The 22008-nt window shown below is 47.9% G+C and carries 19 protein-coding genes and 1 pseudogene; 15 read left to right on the top strand and 5 right to left on the bottom strand.

The genetic code is table 11. The annotated features are described in order from the left end of the window. The first annotated feature begins 72 nt into the window (after window positions 1–72). Window positions 73–714 carry a tRNA (guanosine(46)-N7)-methyltransferase TrmB gene (gene trmB / locus IEX81_RS01515; RefSeq protein ID WP_188801152.1) on the top strand — a complete coding sequence of 214 codons (642 nt, stop codon included), beginning with the start codon at window positions 73–75 and terminating at the stop codon, window positions 712–714. A 36-nt stretch (window positions 715–750) separates the two neighbouring features. Here the strand turns inward: trmB and IEX81_RS01510 are convergent, their stop codons facing one another. Beyond that, the gene (locus tag IEX81_RS01510; RefSeq protein WP_188801150.1) at window positions 751–1077 is read right to left on the bottom strand and encodes a hypothetical protein; all 327 of its coding nucleotides are present in this window, start codon (window positions 1075–1077) and stop codon (window positions 751–753) included. A 339-nt stretch (window positions 1078–1416) separates the two neighbouring features. Between IEX81_RS01510 and IEX81_RS01505 the strand changes: the two genes are divergently transcribed. The 9 genes and pseudogenes from IEX81_RS01505 to tnpA all read left to right on the top strand — a co-directional run bounded on the left by IEX81_RS01505 (window position 1417) and on the right by tnpA (window position 11000). Continuing rightward, window positions 1417–1947, top strand: coding sequence for a DUF84 family protein (locus tag IEX81_RS01505; protein ID WP_188801148.1), 531 nt, complete (start codon window positions 1417–1419; stop codon window positions 1945–1947). A 513-nt stretch (window positions 1948–2460) separates the two neighbouring features. Further along, the gene (locus tag IEX81_RS01500; protein ID WP_188801145.1) at window positions 2461–3276 is read left to right on the top strand and encodes a DUF1444 family protein; all 816 of its coding nucleotides are present in this window, start codon (window positions 2461–2463) and stop codon (window positions 3274–3276) included. 26 nt (window positions 3277–3302) lie between these two features. Beyond that, a complete protein-coding gene (gene ytpR, locus IEX81_RS01495) occupies window positions 3303–3917 on the top strand; it encodes a YtpR family tRNA-binding protein (protein WP_188801143.1) in 615 nt (204 codons plus the stop codon). A 51-nt stretch (window positions 3918–3968) separates the two neighbouring features. Beyond that, complete coding sequence (locus IEX81_RS16760; protein ID WP_188801141.1) at window positions 3969–6422, top strand: DNA translocase FtsK; 2454 nt, start codon at window positions 3969–3971, stop codon at window positions 6420–6422. Window positions 6423–6965: 543 nt separating this feature from the next. Continuing rightward, a complete protein-coding gene (gene murC / locus IEX81_RS01485; RefSeq protein WP_188801139.1) occupies window positions 6966–8279 on the top strand; it encodes a UDP-N-acetylmuramate--L-alanine ligase in 1314 nt (437 codons plus the stop codon). Between the two features lie 168 nt (window positions 8280–8447). After that, window positions 8448–8876, top strand: a complete 429-nt coding sequence (locus IEX81_RS01480; protein ID WP_188801137.1) for a DUF948 domain-containing protein — start codon at window positions 8448–8450, stop codon at window positions 8874–8876. A 13-nt stretch (window positions 8877–8889) separates the two neighbouring features. Further along, window positions 8890–9177: a YtxH domain-containing protein gene (locus tag IEX81_RS01475; protein ID WP_188801135.1), complete on the top strand. Its 288-nt coding sequence runs from the start codon at window positions 8890–8892 to the stop codon at window positions 9175–9177. A gap of 226 nt (window positions 9178–9403) precedes the next feature. Next, complete coding sequence (gene ccpA, locus IEX81_RS01470; protein ID WP_188801132.1) at window positions 9404–10402, top strand: catabolite control protein A; 999 nt, start codon at window positions 9404–9406, stop codon at window positions 10400–10402. Between the two features lie 201 nt (window positions 10403–10603). After that, window positions 10604–11000, top strand: a pseudogene (gene tnpA, locus IEX81_RS01465) (IS200/IS605 family transposase). Between the two features lie 137 nt (window positions 11001–11137). On the opposite strand, the gene IEX81_RS01460 reads toward tnpA, so the two are convergent. The 3 genes from IEX81_RS01460 to msrC all read right to left on the bottom strand — a co-directional run bounded on the left by IEX81_RS01460 (window position 11138) and on the right by msrC (window position 15269). Then, window positions 11138–13714, bottom strand: a complete 2577-nt coding sequence (locus IEX81_RS01460) for a transglycosylase domain-containing protein (protein ID WP_188801130.1) — start codon at window positions 13712–13714, stop codon at window positions 11138–11140. Between the two features lie 216 nt (window positions 13715–13930). Beyond that, window positions 13931–14533, bottom strand: coding sequence for a 30S ribosomal protein S4 (gene rpsD / locus IEX81_RS01455; RefSeq protein WP_188801127.1), 603 nt, complete (start codon window positions 14531–14533; stop codon window positions 13931–13933). A gap of 286 nt (window positions 14534–14819) precedes the next feature. After that, on the bottom strand, window positions 14820–15269 hold the full coding sequence (msrC, locus tag IEX81_RS01450) for a free L-methionine (R)-S-oxide reductase MsrC (RefSeq protein WP_188801120.1): 450 nt from the start codon (window positions 15267–15269) through the stop codon (window positions 14820–14822). A gap of 162 nt (window positions 15270–15431) precedes the next feature. Between msrC and refZ the strand changes: the two genes are divergently transcribed. Beyond that, on the top strand, window positions 15432–16085 hold the full coding sequence (refZ, locus tag IEX81_RS01445) for a forespore capture DNA-binding protein RefZ (protein WP_188801119.1): 654 nt from the start codon (window positions 15432–15434) through the stop codon (window positions 16083–16085). 6 nt (window positions 16086–16091) lie between these two features. Here refZ and IEX81_RS01440 read toward each other — a convergent pair whose 3' ends face one another. Beyond that, entirely contained in the window at window positions 16092–16862 is a 771-nt protein-coding gene (locus IEX81_RS01440) for a sulfite exporter TauE/SafE family protein (protein ID WP_188801116.1), read from the bottom strand. Between the two features lie 214 nt (window positions 16863–17076). On the opposite strand from IEX81_RS01440, the gene ezrA reads away from it, so the two are divergent. From ezrA to IEX81_RS01420, 4 genes are all read left to right on the top strand, one after another. Beyond that, a complete protein-coding gene (ezrA, locus tag IEX81_RS01435; RefSeq protein WP_188801114.1) occupies window positions 17077–18771 on the top strand; it encodes a septation ring formation regulator EzrA in 1695 nt (564 codons plus the stop codon). A gap of 417 nt (window positions 18772–19188) precedes the next feature. Further along, window positions 19189–20331, top strand: a complete 1143-nt coding sequence (locus IEX81_RS01430; RefSeq protein WP_188801112.1) for a cysteine desulfurase family protein — start codon at window positions 19189–19191, stop codon at window positions 20329–20331. Between the two features lie 5 nt (window positions 20332–20336). Next, window positions 20337–21536: a tRNA uracil 4-sulfurtransferase ThiI gene (thiI, locus tag IEX81_RS01425; protein WP_188801427.1), complete on the top strand. Its 1200-nt coding sequence runs from the start codon at window positions 20337–20339 to the stop codon at window positions 21534–21536. Between the two features lie 139 nt (window positions 21537–21675). After that, complete coding sequence (locus tag IEX81_RS01420) at window positions 21676–21876, top strand: alpha/beta-type small acid-soluble spore protein (protein ID WP_188801110.1); 201 nt, start codon at window positions 21676–21678, stop codon at window positions 21874–21876. Window positions 21877–22008: the final 132 nt, after the last annotated feature.

Below are 22008 nucleotides of genomic sequence, written 5' to 3'. Positions count from 1 at the left end.
GGCCGGGCGTGTTTTTTCAAAGACGCCGGGTTATCTGACAACAAATTCGCTGAGTATAGGGGAGAGCTTGACATGAGGGTACGTCATAAGCCATGGGCAAAGGGAAAACTGAACCGGTATTCAGATATTGTGATTCATTCGCCGAAAGACTACAGTGGTGAGTGGTATGATGTCTTCCACCGTGAAGCGCCCCTTAATGTCGAAATCGGCACGGGGAAAGGCCAGTTTATCGTGGGTATGGCCAAGAAGCACCCGGATGAGAACTTTATTGGCATCGAGCTACACGAGAGTATCCTTGTGTCGGCTCTTCAGAAGTGCCTGGACGCAGAAGCGGAAAATGTACGATTGATTAATGCGGATGCGCGCGGACTGACGGAATTGTTCGCGGAAGATGAGGTAGATTCCATTTATTTGAATTTTTGCGATCCGTGGCCAAAGAATCGTCACGAGAAAAGACGGCTGACTTATCAGACTTTCCTGGCACAATATGAATATGTACTGAAAAATCAAGGAATTGTTTACTTTAAAACAGATAATCGGGGGCTTTTCGAATATTCGCTGGAAAGTTTCTCAAGATACGGTTTTATTTTACAGAATATAAGCCTGGATTTACATCAATCACAGTTTCCCGACAATGTGATGACTGAATATGAGGAGAAATTTTCTGCAAAGGGTCAGCGTATTTATCGGTGCGAAGCCGTGTGCGGCTATTGAAAGGCCCTGTGTCCGGTGAACACAGGGCCTGACGTGTCATTGCTGCGCCTTCAACTCGATCAGGGTTCCCGTGCGCGCGTCGGCAATAAAATCATAGTGGCGGACAGTTTTTCCCCCCGCCGCGGTCAGTCCGCCCCTGTAAACCTTACAGGTAAGCGAATCCCTTGTCATTGTCTGAGGGGAAAGATAGATCCATGCCCCCTCAACCGGAAGGCTTTCCTTTGCAGCTTTTCTGACGAGATGAAGCACTTTTTCTGAGCTTAATAGGCGATGGCTGCCGCCCTTCAGTTTTCCGGCGGCGATTCCCGCACTGAAACCTGCGATTCCCGCAGTCACTATGACGGCACAAAGACCGGATTTCATGATAATCCCTCCGATTTCTATTTCTTGGTCGAAGAATCTTTTTCTCAGTAAGAGATATCATTTACCATTATAATTGGAATCATCCGATAAACCAAGTGAAGCCGTGACTGCACGACCGTAATCCGGTCTTCAAAAATTTAACAGCGTTATTAAGGCACATATTAACGAAAATAAATTTCCTGTACAAATAAGAAAGTATGAAAAATAAAAGATTAGAGGTATCCAGTATAAGAAAAACTAAGGCTCAGGCCGTCGTCAAAGACTTGGCTGAGCCAAGTTTTCTTTAAAATTCCGCCATTCACGAAAAATAATGAACCTGTCAAAAGGGGTATCTTATCTATGAAAATTATCGGTGTAGGAACAAAAAACCCGGCAAAAATTGAAGCTGTTGCCCGCATGATCGCTTTTTGCGGGTTGAACGCCGAGGTCAGGAGCTTTGACGTACCGTCAGGAGTTTCTGCAATGCCCATGTCCGATCACGAAACGCGCCAGGGGGCAATGAATCGTGCTAGGGCGGTACTCGAGAAAGACAGCGGAGTTTCTGTTGGAATCGGACTGGAGGGCGGTGTCAGTCTGCTGGGCGGAGAAATGTTCCTCTGCAACTGGGGAGCTGCTGCCGATCGCTCGGGCAAGATCATCACTGCGGGCGGCGCGCGGATCAAGCTTCCGGAGATCCTTGCTGAAGGCGTTCGTAAAGGACGGGAACTCGGGGACATTGCCGATGAGTACGCCCATCAGGAAAACGTGAGAAAACATGGAGGGACAATCGGCATACTGACAGAAAACAGGGTCACGAGAAGCGATATGTTTTTTCATATTTTGAAGCTGATTGAAGGTCTCCATGAACATCAGGAAAAAGATGATTGTTGATCTCCGGATCGGACTCGAACTGATAATACACGGCAGTGAATGATCCGTTCTGAAAACCGGACCCGCCGGCGGTTTTCAGAACGGCATTTTTTTTAACACTATAGGAAGTATAAAAAAAGTAGTGTAGTGTAAGCGGCCGAACATAAGCGCTGCGGCATGTTCGGCATTAGGCCGTCCTGGCCCCCGCAACTAAGCCTCTGGCTTCGCCTAAAGGCTTGCCAATCGCCAAGTTTTCTTTACACTATAGGAAAGTATAAAAATTTCAAGGATTATAGTGTAAGAGCAACTAAGTCTCTGGCTTCACCTAAAGGTTTGCCAATCGTCAAGTTTTCTTTACACTATAGGAAAGTATAAAAATTTCAAGGATTATAGTGTAAGAGCAACTAAGTCTCTGGCTTCGCCTAAAGGCTTGCCAATCGCCAAGTTTTCTTTATCGGTTTATTCCATCTGCACTTTGAGGGCCAGTCTATGATAAAATGATGTTATTCAGAGCGAAGGGAAGGCAGTTCGCCAATGAATCAGCAGGAATTAAGAAAAATCCTCACGGAAAGACTGGCATCGGAAGGACGCCGCATCCGTTATGATCATAAATCAGCCAAACTCAGGGTCATTGATGAGGATAGCGGAAAGGGCGTAACCTTGTCTCTGGCGGATATTCTGAACCGCTGCTCTGAGGAGGGTCTCCGTGCTCTAGAGGAAACGGTGTACTATGCAGATTGCGCTCTTCGTGATATGAAACGTTCCCCAAACCTCAAAGGGAAAGAGAACAAAATTTTTCCGGTCATCCGTTCAGCTTCGTTTCCGAGAGCAACATCCGACGGAAGGGAGCTTGTTTCCAGGGCGCATACCGCGGAAACGAGAATATTCTACGCGGTTGATCTGGAAAATTCATACCGACTGCTCGACCGTCAGTTTCTCAGACAGGAAGGAATGGATGAGGAGCGGCTGTTTGAGACGGCAGATTTTAATTTGAGGTCGCTTCCGGCCAAGCCCAAAAAAGATGTTGTCCAAAACAACGCTTTTTATTTTATCAATTACAATGATGGATATGATGCGAGCAGGATATTGAACAGTCGGCTTCTGGAGCGCATGAAGAACAAGGCTGCAGGCGATCTGACTGTTGCCGTGCCCCATCAGGACGTGCTTATTTTCGGAGATATTGTCAATCCTGCAGGGTATGATATCCTTGCGCAAATGACGATGAAATTTTTCGCATCGGGAAGTGTGCCGATCACAATTCTTCCCTTTATTTATGACAATGGGGAACTTGAACCGATTTTTATTCTTGCCGGTAAACGCCATATACATGGTCGGACAACCGGTCATTAATATTTACAATAAAGGAGAAGCAGTGAATGATTTTTTATTATAATCGTGAAGGAATCGGTGATACTCTGATCACCTATTTAAAAGAAGGCGGTACGCAAAGATTTGAGAGAAAAGGTGATGTATCGGGGATCTTCGATGCCGAAACCGGAGAAGTGCTTGGCTATAACTTTTTCAATGCATCGGCGTTTCTTCCATTGGAAAATAACAGGGGGCTGATCAAAGCGAATGAAGATTTAATAGGCCGTCTGAACGAAAAACTTTCGTCTCTGGGATTTTCGGACCGGATCGTGAATGATACTCAGCCGTCCATTGTAACCGGGTATGTGGTCAAGATGAAAGAGCATCCGGATTCCGATCACATGCATGTTTGCAAGGTTGATGTTGGAGCAGACCTGCTGCAGATCGTCTGCGGAGCTCCGAATATTGGTGAGGGCCAGAACGTCGTTGTCGCGAAGATTGGCGCGCTGATGCCGGACGGTATGATTATCCGGCCTTCAGTTCTCAGAGGCGTTGCCTCGGATGGAATGATCTGTTCGGCCCGCGAGCTTGGGCTGCAGGGTGCACCGCAGAAACGGGGAATTCTGACTCTCGACCGGACGACAAAAGTGGGACAGGATTTTTACGCTTTAGTACATCCCTGATCGACACATTCATAACGCTGAAGTCTGCAAGAGTAAAGAGGTGAATCCGAAATGGCAGAAAAATGGTGGCACCGCCTTTTTGGTTTGGACGACGAGGAAGAACAGGGGAGCAGGTACGACCAGTTTCAGGAACTTTCTAAAGGCAGAGGACAGCGCTCTGTGGGACGTTTCGAAGACTCGCATCGCCATGTCGAGGTCAGGATGGCCTCGCGCTATCCCGCGGGGTATAAAGAAGTCTCGATCGAAGAAAGGCACGAGCCGCTGCGTCGTGATGCAGATGTTCCGGGAGTGCCGGATGAAAATCGGGCCGGAAGATCCGTCTCTGCCGGAACAGCAAGGCAAGAAAACAGGAATGTGAAAAAAGGGAAGGCACCCTTCCGTCCGACCAAGGTCCCTTCTCCGGTATTTGGTTATAAGAAACCGCCCGCGGATTTTTACCGAAGAAAACCGGCGGAAGACTTCTATCTTGATACTCTGAAAGAAGAGCAGGAAAAAAAGCAGATTGCGGAAAAAAAGAAGGGTGAGACGATGCATCAGCATGCCGTTCTCCCTTCGCTGAAAGATCCGCCGCTCATTGACCGGAAAATTATTGAGGAACCTGCCCTTCACCGTCGGGCGGAAACACCCGAAGCGTCCGAAGACCGGAACGATGAAAGAAAGGACGGACATCCGGAAGAGAAGTCCGATCATCCGTCCGCAGTTTCCAGTATTCCTGCTTCGAGCGTATCCGGGGAGACCCGTCGGTCCGGCCGAGAAGAGGGCACTTCCGGTGACTATTCTGCACCCTTGCTGCTGAACGACGGCGCGGGATCCGGCAGTCCGTATGCCGAATCAACGGATCCCGCGAACCCGGAACTTCTTAACGGTGCGGCAGTGTCCCAGGAGACGGCGGCGCCGGCCCAGACAATGCCGGTAACCAGCAGTCTGCCAAGATCGCCGCACCGTCCCCATCATCAGTCGAAAGTTCCTTTTAACGTACTGATGTTCCATGCCGATCATAAGTCCGGCCGTGTATCCCTGGAAAATGCGGGAAGGCATGGAGGCCGCACGGAGAAGCGGCCGGATGCAGCAGGCCATTCCGGACTGCAGCTGCCGCTTGATCTTCTGGATGATCCTCCGGAATCCGGGGAAGAAAGTGAAGAATGGATTGCCGGAAAAGAGAAAACATTGGCGGAGACGCTTTCGAATTTCCGGGTTGAAGCGGATATTCTGGGTCATGTACGCGGGCCGAGTGTTACCCGGGTTGATATTCATTTGCATCCGGGCGTAAAAATAAACAAGGTGCTCAGCCTGACGGAAGACATCAAGCTGAGCCTTGCCGTCAAACAGATACGGATCGCACCGGTTCCGGGAAGAAGCGCGGTGGGCATTGAGATCCCGAATGATTTGCGGAAACCGGTGCTTTTAAAACAAATTATGACCTCGGATGCTTTTCTGAAAAGCAAAGCCCCGCTGACCGCAGCGCTGGGACAGGATGTCTCGGGAAACCGTATTGTGACGGATCTTTCGAAAATGCCCCACGGGCTGATTGCGGGCGCAACCGGTTCTGGAAAAAGCGTCTGCATTCATTCTCTGATATTGAGCCTGATTTATAAAACGTCTCCGGATGTTCTGCGTTTTCTTCTGATCGATCCGAAGGTGGTTGAACTTGCTCCTTATCAAAACATCCCTCATCTGGCTGCTCCGGTTATTACCGAGCCAAAGGAAGCCGCGCTTGCGCTGAAGTGGGCTGTTGAAGAGATGGAAAAAAGATACAGGCTGTTTGCTAAAACCGGGGTTCGGGATATCACCGGCTACAATGGCAAGCAATCGGCCGGGGAGGACCGCGGCGGAAAGCTTCCTTATATAGTGATCGTAATCGATGAGCTGGCGGATCTGATGATGGTTTCGCCGCAGGATGTTGAAGAATCCGTTTGCCGCATTGCCCAGAAGGCGCGGGCCGCAGGCATCCATCTCCTGTTGGCGACGCAGCGCCCTTCGGTGGATGTGATTACAGGCTTAATTAAATCGAACATCCCGACGCGAATCGCCTTCAGCGTTGCCTCGCAAGCCGATTCGAGGACGATCCTCGATGGCGGAGGCGCGGAACGGCTGCTCGGAAGAGGAGACATGCTCTTTGCTGAGAACGGTGCGCGAAATCTCAGGCGGCTGCAAGGATGCTTTGTTTCCGATGAGGAAATCAGGCGCGTTACGGATGCTTTCAAAGACCGACCGGCAGCGGAGTACTTGTTTGATGCGGAGTCTTTCGGCAGTGCGAATTCCGAAACGGGCGGCCTGGAAGACGATCTCTTCAACAATGCGGCCGCTTTTGTTGTCGAACAGGGGCAGGCTTCGGTCTCGAGCATCCAACGGCATTTTCGGATCGGCTACAATCGCGCGGCACGTCTTGTCGATGAACTGGAAAGCCGTAATGTCGTTTCGGGTGCGAATGGGAGCAAACCGCGCCAGGTGCTGATGACAAAAGAAAAATTTGAGGAGCAGATTTCCTGCGATAAAATGTATTAGCGTTTCCTAAAATTTGCTTTTACAACATCGGCGATAAAGGTTAAAATAGGTGTCGAGAATTTTTTCTTAACTTTCATGGAGCAGGTGGTTTTCACGTTTAATCAGGAAAGAAACAGGATGATGAAAGAGGTCGGGTGATTATTCAGAAGCGGAAACAACGTTCTAGCTAATCACGCCTTCAAGTTGTTTTAGGAAACGTGATGGCGCGGTTTGATTTTCTGATACCTTTTTTCCGAACGGACATAGGGTTCAGAAAAAAAAACGAAGAATAAAGCCGGTTTTATTATAACGGCATATGAGATGGATGCATCAGTATTGACATGCCGTTGCGATGCCCAGTCTGCAAAGGTTTGAGGCGGCGCATGCAGCGGATAGCTGACGGGAAAAATAGGAGACGAGCACGGAATATAGAAATACGTTAGGGCCGGACGATTATTACGACTACTTTTAAACGGGGCAAAAACACCTATTGAAGTAAGAATGAGTATACTATTGATATCGTCCGGTTGGGTCAAGCACGAAGCATGTTATGGAGGTCGTTGTATGACGAAATACCATTTTGTTGGAATCAAAGGTACCGGGATGAGTGCTCTCGCTCAAGTTTTGCAGGGCCTGCATCATGAAGTTCAGGGTTCCGACTATGAAAAGCGTTTTTTTACTCAGAAAGCGCTGGAAGATAAAAATATCAGGATTCTGCCGTTCACAAAGGATAATATTGCATCCGATGAAGTCGTTATTGCCGGAAATGCTTTTCCGGATCAGCATGAAGAGATCACTAAGGCAAGGGAAATAGGTATACCTGTATACCGTTATTATGATTTTCTTGGCGATCTTGCCAGAAAATACACAAGCATTGCCGTGACGGGAACACACGGGAAAACGTCCACGACAGGACTGCTGTCCCATGTCTTTGAAAAATTCGCCCCGGTTTCCTACTTGATCGGAGACGGAACAGGATCCGGCAGCGAGAACAGCAAGTATTTCATCTGGGAATCCTGCGAGTATAAACGCCATTTTCTGCATTCCGAACCGGACTACTGCATTATTACGAATATAGAATTTGATCACTCCGATTACTATAAGGATCTTGATGATGTAGTGAGTGCCTTCCAGGAACTTGCTTTGAAAGTAAAAAAAGCAATTTTCGCTTGCGGGGATAACGAAGAACTGCAGATGATCAAATCAAATGTTCCGATTATCTACTATGGCTTTAATGAGGAAAACGATTTTCAGGCACGGAATGTTGACTTTAAGTCCGACGACACGGGCACGTCTTTCGATGTCTATATACGCAATGACTTTTATGGCCATTTTAAGATCAGAGGTTATGGCAACCACAATGTGTTGAATGCACTTGCAGTTATCTCCTTCTGCAATTATATGAATGTGCCGATTCAGCTTGTCAGGGAACGTCTCGCTTCGTTTCAAGGTGTGAAACGAAGATTTTCGGAAACCGCTCTTTCGGGTACGGATCAGGTGATGATCGATGACTATGCCCACCATCCGACCGAAATTCGTGTGACCATAGAAGCTGCAAAGGAAAAGTATCGGGACAGAAAGATTGTTGCGATTTTCCAGCCGCATACGTATTCGCGAACCATGACGTTTATGGATGAGTTTTCCGAAGCGCTCGGTACAGCAGACGAAGTGTATCTTTGCAACATATTCGGTTCCGCCCGTGAAAAAAGCGGCAAGCTGTCCATCCACGATTTGCAGGACCGGATTCCGGGCTCGCATATTCTGCATAATGACAATATTGACGATCTGAAGAAATACGATCACAGTGTCCTGCTTTTTATGGGTGCCGGAGATATTCAAAAATATCAGAATGAGTACAGAAAAATTTTGAATCCGTAAGGTGTTTCTGTAGTCCCCCTGCTTTTTTTCGACATTTTTACATGGTAAGATAAAATAGAACATGGAATGCCGATTAGATGGCAAAGTACCGATCATCGACTTGATGAGGTATAGAAATGTGTTTATTTATCAAACTAATACCGAATCGATTCAAAAGGGGGACATACGGTGATCATTATCTTGTATTTATCTGTTGCTGTAATCGCAGTCGCTTTTGCTGTGCTTGTGTATTTCCTTTCGCAGACCCTCCGCTCCGCGCAAAAAACAATGGATGATGTCGCGTCAACATTGGAAGATGTTCAGGAGCAAATGAAGGGGCTGAATGAAGAGACGACGGAACTGTTGCATCGGACGAATTTGCTGGCGACTGATGTTCAGAAAAAGTCGGCGAACCTCAACAGTGTTTTTGATGCCATTCATGGTTTCGGTGAATCATTAAACAACATCAACACGTCTGTTCAGAAAGTCACGTCGAGTATCGAAACCAGCGGAGAAGAAAATGCGGGTAAAGTAGCGCAGGCGGTTCAATGGGGCAAGGCAGCGATCGATTTGATTCAGCGCTGGAAGAACGCTTCCGCAAATAAAAAAGCCAAATAAGGAGGGACGCCCGGTGAGCGGTTCAACAGAACGTTTGGGAAGGGGACTGTCTTTCTTATCCGGTGTCTTTCTCGGCGGCATACTTGGTGCTGCGGCAATGTTTTTTGTCGCATCTCCATCTGGGAAAAAGATACTGCAAAACATTGGGCAGGAAACCATTTCCCTGAAAGGAAAAGGTTCCGAATTTTTAAAGCTTGCAAAGAATAAGTCTGTCAGCCTGAAACGATCGGTCCCGCGGGATGGAAAAGACGGAATGGGCGAGAACAGCCAGATGATTCCGATTCCAAGAGATTATGTTTAATTCACAACGGAATTATGGGAAGACAGGGACTTCGGTCTTTGCCGGAAGGGCTGTTTTACAGTGGAAAGCATGGCATTGCCGGTGTCATTCTGATACTCTGAATGAAAAGCGTCAATTGATATTGAGGCAATTTTTGAGTGCCGAAAAATGAAAACGTTATAGAGTGTGAACCGAAGCTCAAGTTGATGAGAAGCAAAGCGGCGGAAAAATCGAGGAGGATGAGGGTATGAGCGCAACGATTTATGATGTAGCAAGAGAAGCAGGCGTTTCCATGGCGACGGTTTCCAGGGTAGTGAACGGAAATCCGAACGTTAAGCCGACTACGCGGAAAAAAGTGTCGGAAGCAATTAAAAGGCTGGGGTATCGTCCGAATGCTGTAGCCCGAGGTCTGGCAAGCAAAAAAACGACAACTGTCGGTGTGATTATTCCTGATATATCCAGCGTCTTCTTTTCCGAGCTGGCCCGCGGCATTGAAGATATTGCAACGATGTACAAATACAACATTATTCTGTGCAATTCCGATCAGAACAAGGACAAGGAAATTCGTTTGATTCAGACACTGCTGGGTAAACAAGTGGACGGTATTGTATTTATGGGGGGAAAGATTGCGGAAGAGCATATCGAAGAATTTAAACAATCTTCTGTGCCGATTGTCCTTGCGGCGACAGTCGATGAACAAAATCAGATTCCGTCGGTTAACATTGATTATGAACAGGCCGTTTTTGAAGCTGTTTCGCATCTGATCGAAACCGGGCACAGAGAAATCGGTTTTATCAACGGACCGCTTGAAGTGCCGATCAATGGAAAATATAAGTTGAACGGTTACAAACGGGCACTTGCGGAGCACGATATTCCTTTTGACGAAACGCTGCTGTCTGTGGGTGATTACACATATGAATCCGGCAAGGAAGCGACGGAGCAGTTTCTGAACCAGGAAGTGAAGCCGACGGCCATTTTTGTTGACTCTGACGAAATGGCGATCGGAGCCATCCACGAAATTCAAGATGAGGGAAAGAAAGTGCCGAACGATATTGAAGTGATCAGCAGCGAGAACACACGCCTCGTTCAGATGGTTCGCCCGACATTATCCAGCATCGCAGAACCTACATATGATATCGGTGCGGTGGCCATGCGGCTGCTCACAAAATTAATGAATAACGAAAAAGTGGAAAGTTCCACGGTCGTCCTGCCTCACCGTATCGATTTCCGCAATTCGACGAAATAAAATGATCACATGCTTTAAAAGGAATAAAATAGAAAAACCGGATCCGTTTGCATCGGATCCGGTTTTAATTATGTATTTGAAAACCCTAGGCTATGCCTAGGGTTCCGGAAAGCTTTCAGCGATGTATCAAAAAAGCCTCTCTTCTGCTAAGATAAATTTTGGTTCGCCAACCAAATTAATAAGCCAAGGAGAGACTTTTTTATGCCATCGGACGTAAATAGTTTAGCACATACAAAATGGAATTGTAAGTATCACATAGTATTCGCACCTAAGTATCGAAGACAAGTGATCTATGGACGAATAAAGCAAGATATTGGAAGGATCCTGAGACAATTGTGCGAACGAAAAGGAGTAGAAATAATAGAGGCTAATGCATGTCGGGATCATATACACATGCTAGTGAGTCTGCCTCCTAAAATAAGTGTTTCAGGATTTGTCGGTTATCTCAAAGGAAAGAGCAGTTTAATGATTTTTGATCGGCATGCGAACTTAAAATACCGCTATACAAGAGGATGTAGTTGCAGAACAACTAAGCCTGTTTGAATATATCGATCCATTTACAGGAGAAGAGGTGAAACGAAAAAAGAAGAAGAAATAAAGAAACCCTTTTAGGGTCGCCGGAAGAGGAGTGCGGTTGGCGAACGCTTCGGTGCCCTTTGAAGGGCTGGCCAGTAACAAAGGCTTTCAGCCGCAGAACAAACCACCCGTTCACACGGGTGGTTTTGATTTTAACGTTTATTTCTGTATTTTTCCCAGTAAAGCAGGATTGGCAGCTTGCAAATCGGTAAATGGAAAACGTGAACTGAAAAAGTCCGGTTTAATTCTGAAACTTCCGGTCGGATTAGCGGGCGTATTGTTCTGGCCGTTCGGACTGCCGGGTGCAGATCCGAAGGCCGGTTCCAGCGCCTCAATGGTTTGATTAGGTAAATATTTTACATTCATCAGATCCGTTTTTACGAACCCGGCCGCCTGGCACATCGGTGTGACCCGCTCATCTGTCAGTCCGCAGAACGTCTGGCTGACTACGCCGGTCGGCTGTGTGAAGCGTTTAGCCGGAGCCATGAGCTGCGGATCAATATGATAGGCGCTGTTTGCGAATCCGGCCCACAACTGCCGCGTCTGCGTGGAATAAGTGAGCGGGTTCATCTGTTCATTATGCGCGTAACCGTTCCAGACACCGAGCGTCACGTTCGGATTGGTGGCGACAAGCCATGAGTCGCGCCAGTCCTGGGATGTTCCGGTTTTCCCCGCCCAGTCCGCCGAGAATTGCAGCGATGCGGGAAGCCTCGCTGCTGTTCCGTATTTTAGGACATCGCGCATCATATCCAGCATTAAGTAGCTTGTCTGAGGCGAGAAAACGCGGACCGGCTTCGATTCGTGCCGATAGACGACGTTGCCATTGCTGTCAACGATTTTATCAATCATGTAGGCATCAACGAACTGACCGTTGTTGGCAAAAGTCGTGAAGGCATTCGTATTTTCTTCTACAGTAATCCCCTGGGTGACCCCACCGAGAGCTGCGGACACGTTGTAGCCGTCCGAGCCGACCAGCGTCGTAATCCCCATTTTCTTCAAATAGTCGGGCGCCTGGCTCGTTGCGCTGCTCAGCCGTGTAAACACACTAACGGCCGGTAAATTGTCTGATTGCGCAAGCGCGACCCTTGCTGTCTCGAATCCGTGGTAAACTTGATTGGTCGCGGTCGATGCATAATCTGTCGGTTGATAGAGCTGACCATTCACCGTCCGCTTATAGGGCAAATCAGGAAGGATCGATCCCGGCTGGATCAGTCCGAGCTCCATAGCCGGCGCATAGACGAGCAAAGGTTTCATCGTCGATCCGTTCTGCCGCGGTACGCTTGTTGCATAGTTGAACTCGGATTGCTGAAAGCCGCGTCCGCCTACGAAACTAATGATTTTGCCCGTCTGATTCTCGATCAGGATTGAACCGACTTGCATTGGATCGTTAATCTGCTCGCTTTTTCCGGCCTTGCTGTTATTGACCGTGATGATCTTGTCCGGACTGTAGCCCGTATAATTTTGGGCGACGTCCTGCATATTGTCATAGATCGGTTTACTGATCGTTGTATAAATTTTGTACCCGCCTGTTGCCAGTCGCTGTGCGGCGGTCTGCAGCAGCCCGCTGAAGAGTTTGTAATGACTGGTCAGTGTGCTCAAGCTAGTTCCGTGCAGTTTGGCGATCTCTTCGGGTGATTTTCCCCCATACAGGTTTCTGCTGTACTCATATTCGACTTTTTGATAATCCATGTAATCATTATAAAGCATGTCGCCGTTGTAGCCCTCCTGCTGCGCAGCGAGTTTTGCCAGAATCGTCTGCGACCGGCTAGTGACTTCTTTAATTAAGTAAGGGTAATCAGCGGACGTCGATTTTTGCGGCTTTGCGAAATGGCTGCGATAATCATAGTTCAGAGATTCGTCAAGCTGCTTTTTGCTGATATAGCCCGTGTCGTACATACGCTGCAGCACCTCATGCGCACGGCTGACTCCCGCAGAGATATCTCCCTTGACATTGCCCTGACTCGTAAAAGGTGTATAGACAAAGGGGTCCTGCGGCATTCCTGCGATAAAGGCAGCCTGTGGGATATTCAGTTTGTCTGCCGGGACGCCGAAAATGCCTTCCGCCGCTGCCGTAACCCCCGCAATATTACTGCCTGACGTGTCACGTCCGAAAGTGGCGATATTCAGGTAGGCTTCAAGAATCTGGTTTTTTGAGAAAAATTTTTCCACACGCATGGCCAGGAGAATTTCTTTGGCCTTTCTCGCAAAAGAAACTTCGCTGGTCAGAATTTGATTTTTCACAAGCTGCTGAGTAATGGAGCTTCCGCCCGTCACCTGGGGCCTGTTCAGCAATTGTTCGAAGCTTGCCCGGATGACGGCTTTCGGCACGACACCGTGATGCTGATAGAAGAGTTCATCTTCTGTTGCAACCACCGCATGAACCAGGTAAGGGGATACATCTTTAAGCGACGTTTTGGTTCTGATCAGATCACTGCTCATTTTTCCAATCGGAATATTTCCCGCGAAATAGCTGACACTGCTCTCAGAATAGTTGTTGATATCCTGACTCAGTGTCTTGTAACTCGGAACAGGCTGATTATGGACCAGTTCGGCAAAGTATCCGAAAACCGTGCCGGCGGCGAAAAAAAGTCCGATAAATAAAACAGAAAGAAAAATCAAAAATGAATTCCAGACAATATTTTCAACTGAAAGGAATGTTCGGACCGCGGAGCTCTGCGCCCACTTTTCAGCCAGCCGGTCAAAAAACTGGGAAAAATTATTGAAATAGGACGTCATGGCAAGTCTCCTCTGACAATTGTTTAGCAGCTTAAAGAAAATAAAATTCAGAAAAATTTAAATGATGGTTAAGCTCTTTAATATATTATCCTAAAATAAATTCCTTGAAAAGGAAAAAGAAGGAAAAGCGGTTTCTACGAAAAGAAACCGCCAATTCTAAGAAAAAAAAGAAAAACCCCGCTGTTTTTCAACAGTCGGGGAGAAACATCCATTCAATTATTTTGAATAGAATTCGACGATCATGGCTTCAGTAATTTCTGCAGGAAGTTCTGAACGCTCAGGCAGGCGGGTGTATGTGCCTTCCAAAGCGGCAGCATCAAAGGACAGATATTCAGGAACGAACGTATTTGTTTCGAGTGAATCTTTGATAATATCAAGATTCCGCGACTTTTCTCTGACCCCGATTGTTTCTCCGGGTTTCACGCGATAAGAAGGAATATCGACGCGATGTCCGTTTACCGTGATGTGACCGTGGTTGACGAGCTGACGGGATTGTCTGCGCGTGCGCGCCAGCCCCATACGGTAAACAAGGTTATCGAGACGCGATTCAAGCAGAATCATGAAGTTTTCACCATGAACACCCTTCATTTTAGCCGCATCGTCGAATGTACGGCGGAACTGGCGTTCATTCAGGCCGTACATGAAACGCAGTTTTTGCTTTTCCTGTTGTTGAAGGCCGTATTCGGACAGCTTCACACGCTGGGACGGACCATGCTGTCCCGGAGCATACGGACGCCTTTCGAGTTCTTTTCCCGTTCCGCTGAGTGAAATGCCCAGCCGCCTTGATTTTTTCCATACAGGACCAGTATAGCGAGCCATAGAGATGACTCCTCCTTTGTCATTTTAATGAGCATAAAATGACACCTTCGCAAGCACTTCCAACGCTATTTTGCTATTCTGCACGTTCGCCCAGGCAGTCCAGGTTACGCAGTGCACCTCTGGAAGAGGAACAAAATAGAAGAAACAAACATTGGACGCTTTACGATGCTGCCTCATTTTACACGATGAAAATTATACATTTTTTATTTGCTTGTTGTCAAGAAGAAGTATGGAAGCGGATGAAAATCACGGGCGTCTGATCCAAAAATTCGGAAGCAGAGCCGTTTCAGAGATATTGAACGAGTGTTTCCGCAAACGCTTCAAGAAACTGCTGATCTTCTTCTGAAAAACGACCAGGGACCGGACTGTCAATATCCAGCACGCCGATCAAATGATTACCTTTTAATAATGGAACGACAATCTCCGAACGGGAAGCCGCATCGCAGGCAATATGGCCTGGAAATTCGTGAACATCCCTGACGCGGACGATTTCTTTTCGTTCGGCAGCCGTTCCGCACACGCCTTTGCCAACGGGGATCCGGACACAGGCCGTTTTTCCCTGGAAAGGCCCGAGAACGAGCTCATGATTTTCGAGCAGGTAAAACCCCGCCCAGTTGATGTTGTCCAGGTATTGGTTGAGCAGTGCGGACGCGTTAGCCAAATTTGCGATCCGGTTCGGTTCATCTTCGATCAGTGCTTCGAGCGCTTTAATCATCGTTTTATTGACAGAATTCATTATTTTCACCTTCGGCTTTTCAAGGAAGTACTCTCATTTTATCAGATCGGCTCGAAAGTTTCAGCGGAAAAGTCGAACGATTTTTGCAGGGTAGACGCCTGCTAAAGAGAAGGCTTATATTAGTGACACTGAATGCAGTCATTCGGAAAGGAATGTGAAAAAATGCTGGCGAAAAATGCGAATCCGGCAGGCGGAGGGAGTACACGGGAGACCGTTATTCATTCGGCGCTGAGATTATTTAATATGGGCGGTTATGACGGTACTTCCGTGCGTGCGATAGCGGCGGATGCAGGGGTCAATATTGCGCTGGTCTCTTACTATTTCGGGGGGAAACAGGGGCTTCTGGAGTATTTGATGGCCTCTTTTTTTGAAGGATATTTAAACAATCTGGAGAAGGCGGAACTTGACGCTGAAGAGGCTGGGGTACCGCCGGATGAGCGCCTCGTCTGCGTAGCGGATGCGCTGATCGGCTATCAGCAGCAGTCTCTGTATTTGTCCCGTTTTGTTCATCGCGAAATGACGCTGGACAATCAGCTTGTCCGTGAATTGATGGCCAGTTATCTGATGAAGGAGAAGTTTCTGCTGACACGACTGTTTGAGAAGGTATCTCCGGAATTCAAGATTGATCCCCTTTCCGCAGACTTTGCGATTCTGCAGTACCGCGACATGATCATGATGCCCTTTCTCCAGCCTCAATTTCTCAGAAAGGTTTTTTATCTGCAGCCGGGTGAACCGTCCTTCCGCATGAGTTACCTGCGCTACATCAGAAAGTGGGTGAAACAGCTTGTCGGCCGCCCCGCCGAAAAGCTGAAATAAGCCGCTCTAATGGAAGTGATGGAGTAAATAATCCGCCGCATTTTTACCGATCAGGGCAATGGTCACAATGATGAACAGAATTTTCACATAAGAAGACCCTTTATGGATGGCAAACTTTGCGCCGCACCACGATCCGGTAATCAGGGCGCAGGCCATTACAAGTCCGATCCCGTAATTGACATAGCCGAGAAATGCAAACGTGATCAGAGCGGAAATGTTGCTGGCAAAGTTAAGCATCTTCGCATTTCCCGCTGCACGGAGAAAGTCAAAACCGAGCATGAGAAAAGAAAAGATCAGAAAAGATCCGGTTCCCGCCCCGAGAAATCCATCGTAAAATCCGATACTGAAAATGAGCGGAACAAACCAGAGCGCATTTTTTTTCGTCAAACCGAAGAATGTTGAGGAGCTTCCCCAACTTTTCTTAAAAAGCGTGTAGACGGTCACCGTGATCAGCAGGATGAGAATCAAGGGGCGAAGAATTGCGGGAGACAGAAAGTGAACGAACAAAACGCCGATAAATGAACCGAAAAGCGATAAGGGAACAAGCTTGGCTGCGAATCTCAGATCAATTTTACCGGAGCGTATAAATGTGAGCGTACTGGTCAGGGATCCCGTCGCACTGGCCAGTTTATTTGTGCCCAGTGCGATTTGCGGAGGAAGTCCGATAGAGAGAAGTGCCGGTGTTGAAATCAGCCCTCCTCCGCCGACCACAGCGTCAATGAATCCAGATAAAAACCCCGCAATAATCAGGAAAAAAACAGTTGTCCACTCAATCATGGTCCCATTCGCCGTCCTGCCTGCCTAAGATGCATCGATGCTGATTATAGCATCTTAGGGGACGTTTGTGCAGTGGCGGCGAATTTTCCGCACACCGGGCTGTTAAAAATCGACACATTATTTCATTTTTTAATCTTATTGCGTCTTTTTTTGATACAATATACAGTAGCTGGAAGTGTGAATGGGTTACATGCGAGAATGGGGGAAGTTCCGTATGCTTTATGTGATTATCAGTCTAATTTTGATTGTTGTCATCATCATCATTTATGGTGCATGGATGAGAAAAAAGATGTACGGCGAAATCGATCGTATCGAGACGTGGAGGGTAGAACTGACGAATCGTCCCGTCGCAAAAGAGATAGCGAAAGTGAAAAAATTAAAAATGGTCGGGGATACAGAGAAAAAGTTTGAAAAATCGCGATCGGACTGGGACAGCATCGTTACCGGAGAACTGCCGGCGATTGAAGAGACTCTTTTTTCTGCGGAAGAGCTGACCGATAAATACCGATTTAAAAAAGCGGAAAAGCTGATTGCAGAGCTTAAAGGAAAAAGGAAAGAAATTGAAAGCAAAATCGATAACATGCTTCACGATCTGAATGTCGTTGTCGACAGTGAGAGCAAGAATCGCAAAGACGTGACGCCGATCAAAGAAAGTTATCATCAGATCAAAAAAGATATGATTACAAAGCGAAGCCAGTTCAAGCAGGCTCTGCCACCTCTGGAGAAATCCGTTCAGGAAATCGATGAACAATTTAAAAAATATGAGGAAGAAAGCGATCAGGGGAACTACGTGGAAGCGCGTGAAATTCTTCTGAACGTCAAGAAATCGGCCGAAACCGTTCAGATGCGGATTGAACGCGTTCCGGTATTATATGAAGATATTCAGCGGACGATCCCGAACCAGCTGAAGGAACTGAGGCAGGGCAAAAATGAAATGACGGAACAGGGGTACTCGCTGGAGTATCTGCAGCTCGACACGCAAACGGAAGAGATGGAAAAACAGCTTCATGTTCTTTCGGAAGCCGTCGCCAGAATGGAGCTGGACGAGGCCGAAGAAGGTCTTAAAGGCATTCATGATCAGCTGGACTGGCTGTACGCACAGCTTGAAAAAGAGGTGCTGAGCAGGCAGCAGCTTCACGATCTGGCGCCTAATGTTGAGGAGAGGCTGGACCGCGTAGGAAGAAAAATTAAAGAGCTGACCGATGAAACGGAAACGGTCAGAGATAGTTATCATATTGATGTAGAGGATCTGAAAGTGCGCCGTGACATAGGACAGGCTTATCAGAAACTGGAAAGCAGCTTTTTGGAAACGGATGAAGTCCTGAAAAATCATACGGAAGCATTCAGCTCGGTCATTGACAGACTGGAGAAGATGCGTTCGGATATTGAAAATGTCGAATCTCTTGCTGATGAGTTCAGCAAAAAAATCAAAGCGCTGCGAAAAGATGAACTGGCTGCAAGAGAAACCATCCAAAAATTGAAACGTACGCTTTTCGAGTCCAAAAGAATCATCCAGCAAAGCAATCTTCCCGGCGTACCGGCCTCATTTTCCGATGCGCTGGCTGAGGCAGGAGATCTGCTGAGGACTGTGAATCTCAAGCTTGACGAAAAACCGCTGGACATGGCGGGCGTCCGCAGCGCGCTTGATAGTGCCTCGGCAAAGGTCGAAGATGTTCACCAGCAGGCGGACAAGCTGGTGGAGACAGCCGCTCTCGCAGAAGAGATGATCCGTTACGGGAACCGTTACCGCAGCGATTACGAGGAAATCGACCGGGAACTGAAGAGGGCGGAAAAGTTCTTCAGAAACTTTGACTATCAGGCGGCTGTCGAAACAGCTGTTCAGGCGATTGAGAAAAAAGAGCCAAAGATTCTGAAAAAAGTGGATCTGTATCAGGAACGGCAGATATAATTGAAAAAAAGGACGGGTACCCTTTTTTACACTACAAGAAAGTATAAAAATTTTTTAAGGATTATAGTATAAGCGACCGAACAGATCGCCGCGTCCTGCGGCATGTTCGGCATTAGGCCGTCCTGGCCCCCGCAACTAAGGCAACGCCCGCGCCAAGGGCTTGGCGAAGCCATTTTCTAATACCATTGGAAAGTCTAATGTGTCCATTACTCCCAGGCTCGGCGGTAAAGATGGCCTATCAGACCGCTGGGCTTTTTTTGCCATACTCAGACAGCCATTTCGTCGACAGCCGGAATGCCACATGTTAAGATTCAAATAAAGCGGTAAAAATTAAATTGAAATAAAAAAATTCCGCTCGTGTATTCCATCGAATCAGGCCGGTACAGGCCCGGCTGAAAGGAGCTTTTAAACAAATCAATGATTTATCTGGATAACAGTGCAACGACCAAACCCTACGCTGAAGCATTGGATACGCACCGGACGGTTTCCGAGCAATTTTTTGCCAATCCGTCTTCACTTCATAAACTGGGCGGAAAGAGTGAAGCCTTGCTGTCGCGGTCGCGCGAACTGGCTGCTTCGCTGCTCGGCGTCGACAAAAAAGAGATTGTGTTTACTTCAGGAGGCACGGAAGGCAACAATCTCGCCATAAAAGGAGCCGCGCTTGCCTATCGCCGCCGCGGCCGGCATCTGATCACCACATCCGTTGAGCACGCCTCTGCCCTCAATGCATTCAGGCAACTGGAGAAGCTCGGATTTGAGGTGACTTATCTTCCTGTCGACCATGAAGGACGTGTTTCTTTCAAAGATTTTATCCAGGCGTACCGGGATGACACCATCCTTGTTTCCATCATGCACGTGAATAATGAGGTCGGAACGATCCAGCCGATCCGGGAAATCGGCGAATTCCTGAAAACACACCCGACAACGGTTTTTCATGTGGATCATGTTCAGGGTTTTGCCAAAGTGCCGCTTCGGCTGGCAGAGAGCAGCATCGATTTATGCACCATTTCCGGACATAAGTTTCATGGCCCGAAGGGGACGGGAATTCTTTATGTCCGAAGCGGCGCACTGCTCTCCCCGCTTTTCTCCGGGGGCGGCCAGGAAAGCCAGCGAAGATCCGGAACGGAGAATCTTCCGGGAATATGCGGCATGGTCAAGGCGCTCAGAATGACCCTTGAGCGAGAAAAAGAAGGAATCCTTCACCTGACGGCACTGCAGAACAAACTTCGAGACGGACTGTCGCAAATCGGCGGCGCCGTGATTCACACGCCGCGAACCGGCTCGGCGCCCCATATTGTCAATGTCTCATTGGAAGGAATCAAATCCGAGGTGCTGGTTCATGCTCTTGAGGAGAACGATATTTTTGTCTCCACAAAGTCGGCGTGCTCGTCAAAAGACAGCGGAGCAAGCAGCGTCCTTCTGGCAATGGGCGTACCCGAAAACGAGGCAGAAGAAGCCATACGGATCAGCACCGCCTTTGAAACGACGCCGGAGGAAATTGACGCTTTTCTTTCGGCGCTTTCCGTTCATACACGACAATTGAAAAGAGTAATGGGGTGAAACCATTGGTTTATGATTATTTAGTTATCCGTTTCGGAGAAATTGCCATCAAGGGAAAGAATAAGAAAGCATTTGTCATGAAACTTGAGGATGATGTACGCGGAAAATTAAGTGATTTTCCCCGTCTTTATATAAAACGGCACTTTGACGATATTGAAATTCAGCTAAACGGTGAAGACGCCGATCAAATCATTCCCATTCTTCGGAAAATTTTCGGCATCCAGAATATCTCTTCGGCAATTAAAGTCGAAAACGATCTGGACGCTATTCGCAGCGGCGCGCTGCGTGTTGCCGAACAGGAAGAAGGCGTGAAGACGTTTAAGATTGCTGCGCGCAGGAAGGACAAGCGGTTTCCTGTACACGGCAGCGAACTGAATCAGGATCTGGGCGCATGGCTGTTAAAGCATTGCGATCGTCTTCGTGTCGATGTCCATCATCCAGATCTGACGCTTCGCGTAGAAGTCGGCTATCATGAAACGAGGATATACGGACATGAGTACAAAGGAGCAGGCGGACTCCCTGTGGGTGCAAGCGGAAAAGTGATGCTGATGCTGTCGGGGGGAATCGACAGTCCCGTAGCCGGCTATCTTCTGGCCAAGCGCGGCGCGTTGATTGAAGCCATCCATTTTCAGAGCCCTCCGTATACGAGTGACCGCGCCAGACAGAAAGTCATCGACCTGTCAAAAAAACTGCAGTCGTTCGGAGGAAAAGTACGCCTGCATCTTGTGCCCTTCACAAACGCACAGGTTGCGATCCGGGATGCTGTTCCTGAGGATTACCGGATCACCATCATGAGGCGGCTGATGTTTCGAATCGCCGAAAAGGCGGCGGAACAGAACGGTACCCTGGCCATTGCGACCGGAGAGAGTCTCGGCCAGGTGGCCAGCCAGACGCTAGAAAGTATGAATACCATTAATCAGGTGACTGATCTCCCGGTTTTAAGGCCGTTAATCACCATGGATAAACTGGATATTGCCGCCATTGCCAAGGAAATCGATACGTATGAAATTTCGATCCGTCCCTATGAAGACTGCTGCACAATTTTCCTGCCCAAGGCGCCGAGGACCCGCCCGGACCGATTTCATGCCGACCGGTTTGAACGCTCATTGAACGTAGAAGATCTGGTGAACGAGGCTGTCCGGGGAATTGAAACGCTCACCTTTGAAAGCAGCGAGAGCGAGGAGTTGTTCAGCGGTTTGCTTTGACCTCTGATCGATTTTTTTAACAACCACGTTTTTCACACGCCGGTATCCTGTCTGCAGGGTTTTGCAAAAATTACCATTCATCCTAGTGAATGCGGGAAATGGGGCCTGCACATGATAAGGGCACAAGGAGGTGAGAAACATGGCTGAAAATAGCAGCAACAAGATTCTTGTGCCGGGTGCAGAGCAGGCTCTGGAACAAATGAAAATGGAAATTGCTTCCGAATTTGGTGTGCACTTAGGTCCTGATACGACTTCGCGTGCCAATGGTTCCGTTGGTGGTGAAATCACCAAGCGTCTCGTAGCAACTGCACAGCAGCAGCTTGGCGGAAAAGCATTCTAATGAAAAAACGATCGTTTAAGGGGCGGCCCATGCCGCCCTTTTTCTTTTCAGGGAGCTTTTTTAAGAGAAACAAATACTTGACTTATTCTACATTTTCATCTAGAATACTCATTACACGCTTTACTATACTAG

The organism is Sporolactobacillus putidus (assembly GCF_014647035.1).
Taxonomy (GTDB): Bacteria; Bacillota; Bacilli; order Bacillales; family Sporolactobacillaceae; genus Sporolactobacillus; species Sporolactobacillus putidus.
This window is presented reverse-complemented; position numbering and strand designations above follow the sequence as displayed.